Origin of the sequence: Pseudoalteromonas translucida KMM 520, from assembly GCF_001465295.1 — a bacterium.
GTDB lineage: Bacteria > Pseudomonadota > Gammaproteobacteria > Enterobacterales > Alteromonadaceae > Pseudoalteromonas > Pseudoalteromonas translucida.
The window spans coordinates 647,311-660,748 of sequence record NZ_CP011034.1; the positions used below are offsets into that span (position 1 = coordinate 647,311).

Annotated in this window: 8 protein-coding genes; 7 read left to right on the plus strand and 1 reads right to left on the minus strand. The window is 40.2% G+C overall.

Features of this window, described 5'->3' with window-relative positions; all coding sequences use genetic code 11:
- The first annotated feature begins 138 nt into the window (after positions 1-138).
- Both PTRA_RS03025 and PTRA_RS03030 read left to right on the plus strand, forming a co-directional pair.
- Positions 139-723, plus strand: coding sequence for a YqaA family protein (locus PTRA_RS03025; RefSeq protein ID WP_058372631.1), 585 nt, complete (start codon positions 139-141; stop codon positions 721-723).
- Between the two features lie 40 nt (positions 724-763).
- Positions 764-3,409 (plus strand): DUF2339 domain-containing protein, encoded by a 2,646-nt coding sequence (locus tag PTRA_RS03030; protein WP_058372632.1) that lies wholly within the window; start codon positions 764-766, stop codon positions 3,407-3,409.
- Between the two features lie 63 nt (positions 3,410-3,472).
- Here PTRA_RS03030 and PTRA_RS03035 read toward each other — a convergent pair whose 3' ends face one another.
- Positions 3,473-6,913, minus strand: coding sequence for a PAS domain-containing hybrid sensor histidine kinase/response regulator (locus PTRA_RS03035; RefSeq protein WP_058372633.1), 3,441 nt, complete (start codon positions 6,911-6,913; stop codon positions 3,473-3,475).
- Between the two features lie 402 nt (positions 6,914-7,315).
- Between PTRA_RS03035 and PTRA_RS03040 the strand changes: the two genes are divergently transcribed.
- The 5 genes from PTRA_RS03040 to PTRA_RS03060 all read left to right on the plus strand — a co-directional run bounded on the left by PTRA_RS03040 (position 7,316) and on the right by PTRA_RS03060 (position 13,311).
- The gene (locus PTRA_RS03040) at positions 7,316-7,579 is read left to right on the plus strand and encodes a DUF4212 domain-containing protein (RefSeq protein WP_011327286.1); all 264 of its coding nucleotides are present in this window, start codon (positions 7,316-7,318) and stop codon (positions 7,577-7,579) included.
- A 10-nt stretch (positions 7,580-7,589) separates the two neighbouring features.
- Entirely contained in the window at positions 7,590-9,314 is a 1,725-nt protein-coding gene (locus PTRA_RS03045; RefSeq protein ID WP_058372634.1) for a sodium:solute symporter family protein, read from the plus strand.
- A 115-nt stretch (positions 9,315-9,429) separates the two neighbouring features.
- Positions 9,430-11,268: a putative nucleotidyltransferase substrate binding domain-containing protein gene (locus tag PTRA_RS03050; RefSeq protein ID WP_058372635.1), complete on the plus strand. Its 1,839-nt coding sequence runs from the start codon at positions 9,430-9,432 to the stop codon at positions 11,266-11,268.
- A gap of 47 nt (positions 11,269-11,315) precedes the next feature.
- Positions 11,316-11,951: a 3'-5' exonuclease gene (locus PTRA_RS03055; RefSeq protein WP_058372636.1), complete on the plus strand. Its 636-nt coding sequence runs from the start codon at positions 11,316-11,318 to the stop codon at positions 11,949-11,951.
- A gap of 262 nt (positions 11,952-12,213) precedes the next feature.
- A complete protein-coding gene (locus PTRA_RS03060) occupies positions 12,214-13,311 on the plus strand; it encodes a transporter substrate-binding domain-containing protein (protein WP_058372637.1) in 1,098 nt (365 codons plus the stop codon).
- Positions 13,312-13,438: the final 127 nt, after the last annotated feature.

The window sequence follows — 13,438 nt, forward strand, 5'->3', positions numbered from 1 at the left end:
TCGCCGTAGCTATTACCAATTTGTTAATAATTAAAGTGTTTTATAACTAACGGTGTATATTTTCAGTCTAGATTAACTTAAGTATGTAATGATAAAGCATCTGAAATCGCGTTTTATTCACAATGAAAGGGAGTTATTATGGCGATTCAACAAAAGCTTAAACAAAAAACACGTAATTTTATTGAATCTAAACATATGCTCAGTGGCATTACCGTGGCGTCGTTTTTAGAGTCGACCATAGTACCTATTCCGCTTGAAGCTGTTTTAGTACCCTTAATGCAAGCACGTCGCGAAAAATTATGGCTTATTGCTTTAATGGCCACTTTGGGATGTATTGTGGGGGCGTTATTTGGTTATGCGCTGGGTTATTACTTATTTGATGCCGTTGGCGATTGGATCATTAATAGTTTCTCAAGCCCCGAGCAGTTTGAAAATGTTAAACAACAAATGCACAATCAAGGCTTTTGGTTTGTAATAACGCTAGGCATAGTGCCTATTCCATTTCAAATAGCTATGCTGGCAGCGGGGGCGACTAAATATTCCCTCGGGTTATTTTTATTAGCCAGCGCAATTTCGCGCGCTATTCGATATTTCGCTTTAGCGGTAGTAGTTTATTATGCCGGTAATAAAGCTGAGCAACTTATTAGCAAACATAAAACTAAAGCCATGATTACTTTAACTGTTTTTGTAATCGGTATATGGTGGTTAACGACGGTAATTTAATACCGCTAATTTACCTTAAATAAAATAATAAGAGCATGCCATGGATGAGTTGATTGGGTTAGCTGGGCTATTTATATTAGCGATAATAGCAGGCGCTATTTGCGGGTTTATTGCACTTACACAGCTTAAAAGCTTAAGGCAACAAGTTGTACAGCTAACAGCTAAAGTAAATAGTTTACTCCAGCAACAAGAGCAATTAACACCGCTTGCTAGTAAGCAAGCGCCATCACAAGCGCAACTACAATCACAAGTAAGCACACCAGCACCCGTTTCAGCGCAAGTAAAAACCGCGGTTATAAGCAGCAATGAAGCTGCAGTTACAAAAACAGCTAAAACAAATACCTTCCCTAAAAAGCCTAGCGTTTTAAATACATTATTTAATAAATTTGGTGCAGGGTTTGAAGAAAACTGGATGACCTGGATAGGCGCGATAGCGCTTGCGTTTGGCGGTATTTTTTTAGCAAAATACAGCTTAGAAGCTGGGTTACTTTCGCCCGTTATGCGGTTGAGTTTAGGTGCACTATTTGGCCTTGGTTTAATAGCAGCCGCTGGGTATTTACATTATAAACGCATTATATTTGAAGGGTTTAATAACTATATTCCGGCAGCCCTTGCTAGTGGCGGCTTTATTACCTGCTTTGCGTTAGCCTTACTTGCTTACAGTAACTACGCCATGCTTAGCTCCACAGTTGCATTTGTGCTGTTGGCGATTATTGCTTTATGTGCAAGCGTTATGGCAATTAAGTTTGGTCCTTTACTTGCTGTTTTGGGCATTATTGGTGCCTACAGCGTGCCTATTTGGGTTAGTAGTAATAGTGTTAATTTATTTTCTTTATTTATGTATGTTGGCTTTGTTAGTTTATTTGCCGCCATAGTGGCGCACCAAGTACAGCGTATTTGGCTGTGGTATTTACTTTGGGCTGGGCATGTTTTTTGGTACTTAGCGGGTTTTGTTTTACTTGAAAGCAGCACCATTTGGCTACTGGGTGTTTATGCAGTTGCCAGTATTATTGGCCTCATAGCTATCCCTCGGTTAGGGGTAAGGTTTGCGCTAATTGAGTTTCGACCGCACAGCTTAAAGCGTTTAATTAGCGTACTGCCCGATCACCCGTTAATGTTAGTGTTTACCGTACCGTTTATTTTGATGATGCTATTGCATAGGTTTGACGTGCAGTTTCAGATATTTAGCTTAATAACTTTAGTGTTAATGCTGTTTTTAGTACTAAAAAATAGCCGCTGGGATTTATGGCAAGCTGTGTGTTTAGTAATAGCCTTTATCGTTTTAGTCAGTACTCAGCAAACTTTTGATTATGATGATGCCTTGTTTATATTTAAACAAGAATATGGACTAGGCTTAGTGCTAGGTTTTGCCTTGACTGCTTATGGCCTTTATTTTGGTCGTAAGTTTCCTAAGCGCTTGGCATTTCATATTACCGGTGCATTTAGTTTATTTTTAATGATAGCCACTTTATACGCACTAATTCCTAATTCAGCGTTAAGTACAGCGTATCCGCTTTGGGCAGTTATATTACTTGTTGGCAGTGCTGTTTTAATAAAAAGCGCGCTGTACAGTGCTAGTTTGTATCAGCGTTTTACCTACTGGATAGCAGCAAATGCTAATATTACGCTCGCGATTACTATGCTATTAAACGACAGTGGCTTAACCATAGCGCTGGCTATTCAAGTGTTATTGATTAGCTTACTGATCAAACGCCACAGTATACCTATGCCACACTGGCCTATTAAAGCGCTGGTGGCAGCATTATTATTGCGACTAACTTTCGCACCTTGGACACCAAGTTACGAAGCACTTACTATTTTTGGTTTGCACTGGAGCATAGTGGTGTACCCGCTGTGTACGGCGCTATTTTATGTTGCAGCAAGATGTTTTAACACATCAAAAATGCAGTTATGGCTAGCAGGTGCGGCGCTGCATTGCTTGGCATTATTTATTACCACCGAAACCAGTTATCAGCTAGTAGGGCATTATCCACAATTTGATTCATTGAGTTTTTACGAGCAAGTACTACTGGTTTGTAACTGGCTTGGGTTAGGTTGTGTGTATTTATATCGCGCGCGAATAGCAGGGAGTTTAGCAAAACTGTATCGCTTTGGCGGCTTTGCATTGGCGGGCTTAGCTGGTGTGTTTGCACTAAAAACCTTAGTTGACGACAACCCGTTATTGAGTGCGATAGATATTGGTACAACGCCAATATTTAACTGGTTATTGTTATTATGGTTAGTACCTGCAGGGTTAACTTTATGGTTAGCAAGGTTACTTAAAACTATAAATAGCAAAGCTATAAATACTAAGATAATTGCGATAGTTCTCGCAATTGCGGGGGCATTTACCTTTTTAGCAATTAACAGTTTAATTCGTCAATATTGGCAAGGGGCGTATATTTACTTATCTAAGGGGGTAGGTAACGCTGAGCTTTATAGCTATTCTATTATTTGGCTGGTACTGGGAGCGAGTACCGTTATTGTGGGCCATCTTAAAAATCAGCTACTAATACAAAAAGTAGGTTTAGGCTTATTGGCCGCGGTTATTTTAAAAGTATTTTTAATCGATATGGCAAACTTAACAGGTTTACTAAAAGCGGTATCGTTTATTGGATTAGGGCTATCTTTAGTCGGGCTGAGCTGGTTGTTTCAAAAGCTGAGAAGCCGCGCTAATCTGGCTTAAGCCTTTATAAACTAACGTAAAGAAAAAACCAGCCCGCTATTACTCACAGGCCGGGTATAACTTTTAAGTGCTGTGATTCAGCAGCGCTTTTAGTTTGCCCGGTTTAATAGGCTTACTAAGATAATGAATATTAGCCGCTTTAGTTTCTAGTTTTAGCTCTTCATCGCGCACCGCTGTTATTAAAATAGCAGGGACTTGGTGTTGCCAAATATCTCTCAGGGTTTTTATAAGTGTTATGCCGTCGCAATCATTACCTAGTTGGTAATCCATTAAAATCACATCGGGTGCGCTGTGCTTATTAGCGTGCGCAAGCACCTGTTCAACGTTATCAAATAAGGTGTAATTGGCTTGCCATTTGTTGAGTAAGCTTGCCATGGCAGCTAGGTTGGCAGGATCGTCGTCAACGGCAATAATATTAATGGCGGCGCGGTTTTCCATTACACTATTAGCAATACTTTTATGCTGTACAAATTTTGCATCACCATAAGGTACCTCAATACTAAAGCGGCTGCCTTTATTGGGCACTGAGCATACATCAAGCGGTAAGCTGAGTAAGTCAGCCATTCTTTTTACTACTCCTAAACCTAAGCCTATGCCTTTATTGTCGCCAGCCTCAACTCGGTAAAAGTCATTAAAAATTTTAGCTTGCTCTGCTTCACTGATCCCTTGCCCTGTATCCCATACTTCTATGCGCAGGCTATGTTTACGGTTTCTACAGGCAATTAAAACTTTACCGCTTTGTGTGTACTTAATTGCATTAGAGAGCAGGTTTTGGATAATACGTCGTAAATAAGTAATATCGCTGTGCACTATTTGTTGGTTAGAAAGCACTTTGAACGACAACCCTTTTACACTGAGTAAAATACTTGACTCGCTTTTAAGCGGTTGCAAAATATCGTCAATACAAAAGTGCCGTGGCGTAGGCGCCATTGCGCCTTGTTCTAACTTGGCTATTTCAAGCAGTGCCGACATTAAATGCACGGTAGAGTCTAGGCTGTCTCCTAGTTTATCCAGATTATTTTGATTAGTGCTATTGAGCTGCTTTTCGTCAATGGCGGCAAGGTATAAACGCGCGGCATTTAGTGGCTGTAAAATATCATGGCTCGCCAGTGCTAAAAAGCGGGTTTTACTATCGTTGGCTTTTTCGGCCTCCCGCTTGGCTAAAGTTAGCGCTTGCTCAGTTTGAACTCGGCTATCTATTTGCGCTTGTAGGTCTTTATTAATGGTTTGTACTTCTTGAGTACGCGCCTCGATGCGGTTTTCTAAATCGATATTAATTTCTTCCAGCGCATTTTGGGTATTAATATGCGCTGTTATGTCTGAAAAGCTGGTAACAAAGCCGCCATCAGGCAAAGGATTACCTATCATTTCGTACACTTGGCCGTTGCGGCGGTGGCGAATAAAGTGATGCGAGGTGCCATTTTTTAAATGGCGAACCCGTTTTTCAACATGGCGCTCTATTTCGCCTGGGCCACATTCACCACGCTCTGCGTTATAACGTATTATGTCTTCTACCGGTTGGGCCACCTCTAAAAAACCTTCAGGGTAATTAAACATTTCGCTATAGCGTTTATTCCAGGCAACAAGTTTTAAATCTTTGTCGACCACAGAAAGGCCATGGCTTAAGTTTTCAAGTGAGGTAAATAATAAGTTTTGGTTAAATTGCAGTGCTTGGGTGGTTTCATCAAAAAAGTTAACCACCTCTTCAAATGCCATGCGCTTACCAGATGAGACTGTGTGCACTAATGCTTGAGCCGACGATGCACCAAGTACACCGGTTAACGCACGTTCGCAATAGGCAATAAACTCAGGTTTGGGATGCGCGTTGTTGTCACTTAAATGATGGGCTAGGGCATAATTGGCTAATACTTGCTGGCTGCGCTGAATGCCTAAAAAGGTCTGTAGCAGTATTTTAAAGTCGTATACTGTGGCTTTTACATCTTTATTTAAACGCTTTGATAAAATAGTCTGATCTTTTGGGTTAACAAATGCAGCAGCCTGAATTTTATCAATTAATCGCTCCTCAGCCCCTAACGAAAAGCTAATATAACAGCCAATATTAGCAAATAACGCAATCAGCGTGCCGCGAGTCATAAGGGTTTGTTGTAGATCGGTATTTAGCGTATTACCAGCATCTAAAATAGGCAGCATTAAAAACAGCACCCAGCATATAAAGCCTGCAAGTAAGCCTGCATAAACGCCATAAGCATGGCCTTTTCGCCAATATAAACCACCTACAATAGCGGGTAATAACTGGGTTACTAACGAAAATGCAACCAAGCCCATGCTAGCTAATGCACTTCCGTGACCAAACCAGTGCTGATAAAAGTAAGCCAAGGTTAAAATACCGGCAATAGCAAAGCGTCGTACTAATAGTATTCTCGATCTATAGCTGGTGGTTATTAAGTTACGTTTAAATTTGCGACGTAGTATTAGGGGCAGTACTACATCGTTTGAAATCATAGTACTTAAAGTGAGTGTTGCTACCACTATCATAGCGGTGGCGGCCGACAAGCCACCAATAAAAACGAAGGTGGTTAAAAAGGCATTATAGTGCAGCATAGGTAGGGCTAACACAAAGCTGTCGGGCGAAAAGCTACGGCCTATTTCTGGGTGAATAGCGGCGGTTGCTATTGGGAAAATCATTGCTGCGGTAAGTAATAAGTACAGTGGAAACGCCCAGCGCGCGGTAAATAAATGACGCTTGTCTTGATTGTCGACCACGGTGACATGAAACTGACGCGGTAGGCAAATAATAGCCGCCGCAGCCATTAATGATTGGCCAATAAAGTTAAAACTAAAAAAGTCAAAGTCGGCCCAGTGTGTCCACAAAGGCTCGTCTACTTGGTTAGCATAAGACTCAGGTAAGTTAAATAAAGAATACACAGCCAGTCCAGCTACCGCCATGAGTGCAATTAATTTTATGAGAGATTCAAACGCTACAGCAAGCATTAACCCTGAGCGGTATTCGGTGACATCAACTTTTCGAGTGCCAAAAAATATCGCAAATAACGCCATAATTAAGGTTGCCGACAAGGCGACTATATCTCCAGATACTTTATTACTTGTTTGCAGCAGTAAAAAGCTCGAACTGAGCGCTTTTAATTGCAGCGCAATATACGGAATAGTCGCTAATAGCGCGATTAAAGTCACCATAATAGCGGTGGTTTGGCGCTTGCCATAACGGGCAGAAATAAAGTCGGCAATGGTAGTAATATTTTGCTTTTTACTCACTAAAACTAATTTACGTAAAAAGCCTTGGCCGAAAAAAAACAATAATGCGGGGCCTAGTAATATGGGTAAAAAACTCCAACTACTTGTGGCAGCAGTTCCTACCGAGCCGTAGTAGGTCCAAGATGTACAATAAATGCCCAGTGAAAATGCGTACACAAAAGGGTGATGACTAATACGCTTAGCCAAAGGCGTGGTTTTATCGCCCCAACTTGCGAGCCAAAACAGCACCCCTATATAGCTCAAAGCAACAAAAATTAGTACGGCAGTCATGTATTTATTAAACCTTTTTGAATATGCACTCAACTAGCATGGACTATACACAATACCAGAGCTTGAATTAAGTATGGGTGCGATATTTATTTATAAGTTTAAGCTGTTGTTTTTAAATGTTATTCATAAACATTAAATTATAGTAATACAGTATAAGACTAATGTCGCATGTAATCTAAATCCTTGCAAAATATTAACAAACTCTCTCTAAGTGAATTTTTAAATAACTGAAAAATAATACTTTTTAATTTTAATATCAGCTAAATACTGGTTTTTTGCTTAAAGGTTAACAGGCTGTTACGACTATGGTCGCAATTCAATATTTGCATTGCGTTGCTAAATTGGTAGATGAAAAATAAACCACTCATTACTTTTTAGTGATGCTTAAAGGGGAAAATAAAAATGGCTTTTAAAGATGAAGAACAAGCAAAAGCTTATTGGGCGGAAAATATTTCACTGTTATTTAAATTATTAGCAGTGTGGTTTGTCGTGTCATTTGGTTTTGGCATATTACTGGTTGATGTACTTAATGAAGTACGTTTTTTTGGGTTTAAACTTGGCTTCTGGTTCTCCCAGCAAGGTTCAATTTATACCTTTGTGGCTTTGATTTTTGTGTACGTAGTCAAAATGAATACGTTAGATAAAAAATATGGCGTAGACGAATAGGAGCTAAGCAATGGATGTTCAAACACTCACGTTTTTAATTGTTGGTTTAAGCTTCGCGCTTTATATCGGCATTGCAATTTGGGCCAGAGCGGGTTCAACTAAAGAGTTTTATGTAGCGGGTGGCGGCGTACCTCCTTTAGCTAATGGTATGGCAACCGCAGCCGATTGGATGAGCGCGGCGTCGTTTATTTCAATGGCGGGTATTATTTCGTTCGCGGGTTACGACGGCGGCGTTTACTTAATGGGGTGGACAGGTGGTTATGTGTTACTTGCCATGTGTTTAGCGCCTTACTTACGTAAATTCGGCAAGTTTACTGTGCCAGACTTTATTGGCGACCGTTACTATTCACGTACCGCACGTTTAGTGGCAATTGTATGTGCCATATTCATTTGTTTTACCTACATTGCAGGGCAAATGCGTGGTGTAGGCGTGGTTTTTTCTCGCTTTTTAGAAGTAGAAATTGAAACCGGTGTATACATAGGTATGGTTATTGTATTCTTTTATGCTGTTTTAGGTGGTATGAAAGGTATTACTTATACGCAGGTTGCACAGTATTGTGTGCTGGTATTTGCTTACTTAGTACCGGCCATTTTTATCTCTATGATGATGACAGGTCACTTTTTGCCACAAACTGGTTTTGGTGCCACATTAATTGGCGGAGAAGGTGCTTATGTACTTGATAAGCTAGATGGCATAAGTTCGCAATTGGGCTTTTCTCAGTATACCGAAGGCTCTAAGAGCATGATTGATGTATTTGCTATTACCGGTGCATTAATGGTGGGTACTGCAGGTTTACCACATGTAATTGTTCGCTTTTTCACTGTACCTCGCGTTAAAGATACGCGTATATCAGCGGCATGGACCTTAGTGTTTATTGCTATTGTTTATACTACAGCACCAGCGGTTGCTGCATTTGCTCGCGTAAACATGGTTGATACTATTAACGGTAAAGATGGTAGCGGTACAGAGTATGCACAAGCACCAACGTGGATCAAAAACTGGGAACGTACCGGCTTAATTACTTTTAATGATAAAAATGGTGATGGCAAAATGTTTTACACTTCAGGCAGCATCAACGATCCAAACAGTGCTAATGAAGTAGATGTTGATCGCGACATTATGGTACTTGCTAATCCAGAAATTGCTAACTTACCAGCATGGGTTATTGCCCTAGTTGCTGCCGGTGGTATTGCAGCTGCATTATCAACAACCGCAGGTTTACTGTTAGTTATTTCTACCTCCGTATCGCACGATTTACTCAAGCGAACCCTTAAGCCCAATATTAGCGATAAGCAAGAATTACTCGCAGCGAGGTTAGCTGCCATGGTCGCTATTGTTATATCCGCCTACTTTGGGATTAACCCGCCAGGGTTTGTGGCATCGGTGGTCGCATTTGCCTTCGGCTTAGCGGCAGCGAGTTTCTTCCCAGCTATTATTATGGGTATATTCTCTAAAGCAATGAACAGAGAAGGCGCAATTGCTGGCATGGTAACGGGTATTAGTTTTACCGCCGGTTATATTATTTACTTTAAGTTTGTTAGCCCAGAGCTTAATAGTGCCGAGCATTGGTTTTTAGGTATTTCGCCTGAAGGTATTGGCTTAGTAGGTATGATAATTAACTTTGCAGTTGCTGCAATAGTACTTAAATTTACTAAACCGACACCACTGGAAATTCAGCAGTTGGTTGAAGGTATTCGTAATCCTAAAGGATCTAGTGAAGCTCACGATCACTAAATCTATTTGCTTAACAGGCAATAAAAGTACCAAAAGCCCGACTTAAGTCGGGCTTTTTATTTGTTTAATAAATGATTACATTAAACCTTATATAAATCACTTAACGAGCGTAACTATGAGTGCAGAGCAGCAAGATATAACCCAATTTGTAACAATGCAGGCCCCGTTTAGCATGCTTGAGGCGAGTGCTTGCAGCTATTTTGTAAAGCACCTTGATATTGCTTACCTCAACCGTGAAAACCAAGCACAATGGCTGAAAAGTGATCACCCTAAGTTATTTTTAATTCGCTCAGGCTTATACGATTTAGTGGATAGTAAAGGCGATATAGTTACGCGTTTAGCACAAGGTGATTATTTTGGTTTTCCATCGTTATTAACGGGTGAGGCGATGCAAAACAGGTTGGAAGTACAAAAAGAGGGCATAGTGTATATGCTGCCTCAGGAGTCGTTTGATTATTTGCGCCGTGAATATAAACCGTTTGAGCAATATTTTGTTCGCGCTCATGCAAACCGCTTACTCTCATCACATTATAAAAGTAAAACAGAAAGCTGGTCGGAGAGAAAAATATCAGAGTTAATGACCCGAAAAGCCATTACTTTAACGCCAGATTCGAGTATTCGTCACGCGGCAAAACAAATGCAAGAGTATGGTGTGTCATCTATTATGATCACCCAAGATGCACATTTGGTTGGGGTAGTAACCGACCGCGACTTGCGTAATCGGGTACTGGCAGATGAAGTTGATCCTCAGCAAAGCGTAAGCAGCATAATGACAGCAAAACCCAAGTTTATTTTTGAAAATAATCGGGTGTTTTCAGCGCTGCACTTAATGCTTAAACATAATATTCATCATATTCCGGTACTTGACGAAAATCACAAACCTTTGGGAATGATCACCAGTACCGATTTATTACGCCAGCAAAAAAGCGACCCTGTACAACTTATAGGTCGTATTTATAAAGCACGTGCTATTGTCGATTTAAAACGCTACGCCAAAGAGATCCCAGAGTTGCTGCGCGGCTTTTCGTACAATATTGACGACATATCGCTAATTGGCAAATTACTCAGTGGCTTAACCGATGCACTTACCTCGCGGCTAATTTACTTGTATCAACAAGAACATGGAGTAGCACCAAGTAGTTTTAGTTTTATTTGTTTTGGCTCGCAAGCCCGTGAAGAACAAACCCTACATTCAGATCAAGACAATGGCTTATTATTACCCGATGGATTAAATGACGATGAGCTAGCCTACTTTAAAGGCATGGGTGAATATGTTTGCGAAAACTTAGTAGAGTGCGGCATTAGACGCTGCCCTGGCAATATAATGGCCAGTAGCGAGTTGTGCCGAATGAGTATTAGTGACTGGCGCGAGCGCTTTTTTAAATGGATAAGCAGCCCAACCCCTCAAGCCATGCTCAACTGTAAAATATTTTTTGATTTACGCTTTATCGAAGGCTCACACACACTTTATAGTAAGTTTTATGAGCAACTTACGCACATGTCACGCAACGAATTATTTTACGCCGCCATGGCCAACGACATTGACTCAAATAGCGTGCCTATAGGCTTGTTTAATAATTTTAAAACCGAAAAAACAGAAAAAAACTATAAATATATCGACTTAAAAAAACGTGGCGTAGTAATAATTAACGACATAGTGCGTTTATATGCATTAAGAGCGGGGATTCGCCGCGCCAATACCCAAGAGCGTTTAGACGCATTGTTAAAACACACTTTACTCAGCAAAGAAGATATTTATAACCTAAAAGATTGCTGGCGTTTTTTAACCCAGCTGCGATTAAGCACGCAAATAAATCAAGAAGGGCTGCCCAGTAATTGTATTAACCCTGACCAATTAAACTCTTTAGAGCGCCACCAACTCAAAGAAGCATTTTATCTGGTAAAACAAGCGCAGCAAGCCGCTGTGTTTAAATTTGCCCGTGGTAGCTTATAGCATGGCTGTTTATAAAAAAGCGGCGCACAAAGCGAGTAATAAACATTATGGTTAAGCGCTTAATTACCCGTTATTTTAAAAGGCGACAGCTACTGGCACACGCTGCTTTAAAGCAGCGCTACCTAGTGATTGACTTAGAGCTAACGGGGCTTGACGCCAAGCAGCACGAAATAGTGTCGCTAGCTTGGGTGGTTATAGAAAACCAATGTATAAAAATGAGTCAGTCGCAGCATTTAATTAATAAAGAGGTTAAAAACTTAGCGCAAAGCCCAGTTTATCACGGCATTAATAATGATAATGTAGCTGCAGGGCAAAGTTTACATAGTATTTTAGAGCACCTTAGTGAGCACCTTAGTGAGCACTTTAATGACTGTATTTTAGTGTTTCATAATGCCATGCTCGACTGGAGTTTTTTAAAACCAGCGCTTAAAAATGCCAATATTACTACGCGGCCAAAACTAATACTCTGCACCTTACAAATAGAAAAAAAGCGCCTGCAACATCAAGGCGTCGAAATAAAGCAAGATGATTTAACGTTAAACGAATGTCGTAATCGCTACGAACTGCCTAGTTATCATTGCCACCACGCACTTACCGACGCACAAGCAACAGCAGAGTTATTTTTGGCGCAGTGCCATCAAATAAGTAGCGGCAGAGGATTAAAAGTGAGGGAGCTTGTTTAGCTGTAAGCTCTATTTGCTACGATTTAAATCACTACATGAGCTCTTAACCTCTTTATAAATAGTGTTTATATATTTTAAACACCGAACTTGGCTTTTATTTTTATCTGAAAGCTAGGGCTACCATCTGAAAATCAAGCTCTTAACCAACCTACTTTTGACCTTAGCTTGAAACTATTTTACACTTTCGTAACCTTATACATATTCTACTAATATGTTTGTGAGTTTATAAGCTATTCACATCACCCCAAACAATTGAGTTTTTATGCTAACAAAAATATTAAATTCATTACGTGTATGCATTTTAAGCCTTATGGCAATTTTAACCTTATCGGTGCATGCTCAAAATGCTTTGCCAGAGACAGGTTTAACCGTTGGTGTAGCGGGGGATGCTCCCTTTGTTATACACAATCCCCAAAATAATTCGTTAGAGGGGATTTCACTTACAATTTGGGAAAATATAGCCGATAAAAAAAATTGGGAATACCAATATAAATATTTTACTACGGTTGATGAGGCGCTTACCGCTTTGCAGCAAGGCGAAGTTGATTTACTTGCTGGGCCGATTAGTATCACCTCGGAGCGAGTGGAGAAGTTTCTGTTTTCTCAGCCTTATTACCAATCGAGTCTAACGATTGCCTCTCGCGATGAAAATGCCAGTATTTGGGGGAAAATAAAACCATTTTTTAGTATGCAATTGCTAATCGCTATTGCCATATTTTTATCTCTGCTGGCCATTGTCGGGCTGCTATTTTGGCTTGCTGAGCGCAAACATTCTCCAGAGCAGTTTCCTGCAGATCCAAAAAGAGGGATAGCCAACGGCATGTGGCTAGCCATAGTAACCATGAGTACTACAGGTTATGGCGACATGGCACCGGTGAGCTTAAAAGGACGAGTTATAGCTGGTTGCTGGATGATTATTTCATTAATTTTTGCTACATCAATGATTGCAGGTATTGCCAGTACTCTTACCGTATCAAGCTTTAGTAGTTCAACTATTACACAAGTTGAACAATTTCCAGGTAAAAAAATTGCAGCATCAGCAGGCTCGCCAGCCATAGGCTTTATTGAAGAACATCAAGGGCAAAAAGTATTGGTAAATAATCTAAGCCAAGCCATGGAAAGACTAAAAGATAAAAGTGTTGATGGTGTTGTTTTTGATCGCCCACAATTGTTGTTTTATAAAAATAAACATAAAGCAGAGAATATTCATATTCCAAATGCAGAGTATTATAAGCAAGGTTACGGCTTCGCATTTAGAGCCGACAGTAAGTTAGTTAACGACGTTAACTTGGTTTTATTAAAGCTTGCAGAAGATCAAAAAATTGAGAACATAATGGCAGAGTATTTAGGTGAAAAATAACTTTAATAAAGGACTATGGTAATAATCAAGTTTTAGCTGCTAGGGTGTAGCTATTAATTAGAGTAACACTACATAAAATATAACTGCTTCGGCTATAGCTAAGGTTATTACCTGAGATTATTACCTG

What these genes read in the sequence shown, in the direction of transcription:
- PTRA_RS03040 (WP_011327286.1), top strand. Translation starts at nt 7,316, where the DNA reads ATGGCTTTTAAAGATGAAGAACAAGCAAAAGCTTATTGGGCGGAAAAT.
- PTRA_RS03035 (WP_058372633.1), bottom strand. Translation starts at nt 6,913, where the DNA reads ATGACTGCCGTACTAATTTTTGTTGCTTTGAGCTATATAGGGGTGCTG.
- PTRA_RS03060 (WP_058372637.1), top strand. Translation starts at nt 12,214, where the DNA reads ATGCTAACAAAAATATTAAATTCATTACGTGTATGCATTTTAAGCCTT.
- PTRA_RS03050 (WP_058372635.1), top strand. Translation starts at nt 9,430, where the DNA reads ATGAGTGCAGAGCAGCAAGATATAACCCAATTTGTAACAATGCAGGCC.
- PTRA_RS03025 (WP_058372631.1), top strand. Translation starts at nt 139, where the DNA reads ATGGCGATTCAACAAAAGCTTAAACAAAAAACACGTAATTTTATTGAA.
- PTRA_RS03030 (WP_058372632.1), top strand. Translation starts at nt 764, where the DNA reads ATGGATGAGTTGATTGGGTTAGCTGGGCTATTTATATTAGCGATAATA.
- PTRA_RS03055 (WP_058372636.1), top strand. Translation starts at nt 11,316, where the DNA reads ATGGTTAAGCGCTTAATTACCCGTTATTTTAAAAGGCGACAGCTACTG.
- PTRA_RS03045 (WP_058372634.1), top strand. Translation starts at nt 7,590, where the DNA reads ATGGATGTTCAAACACTCACGTTTTTAATTGTTGGTTTAAGCTTCGCG.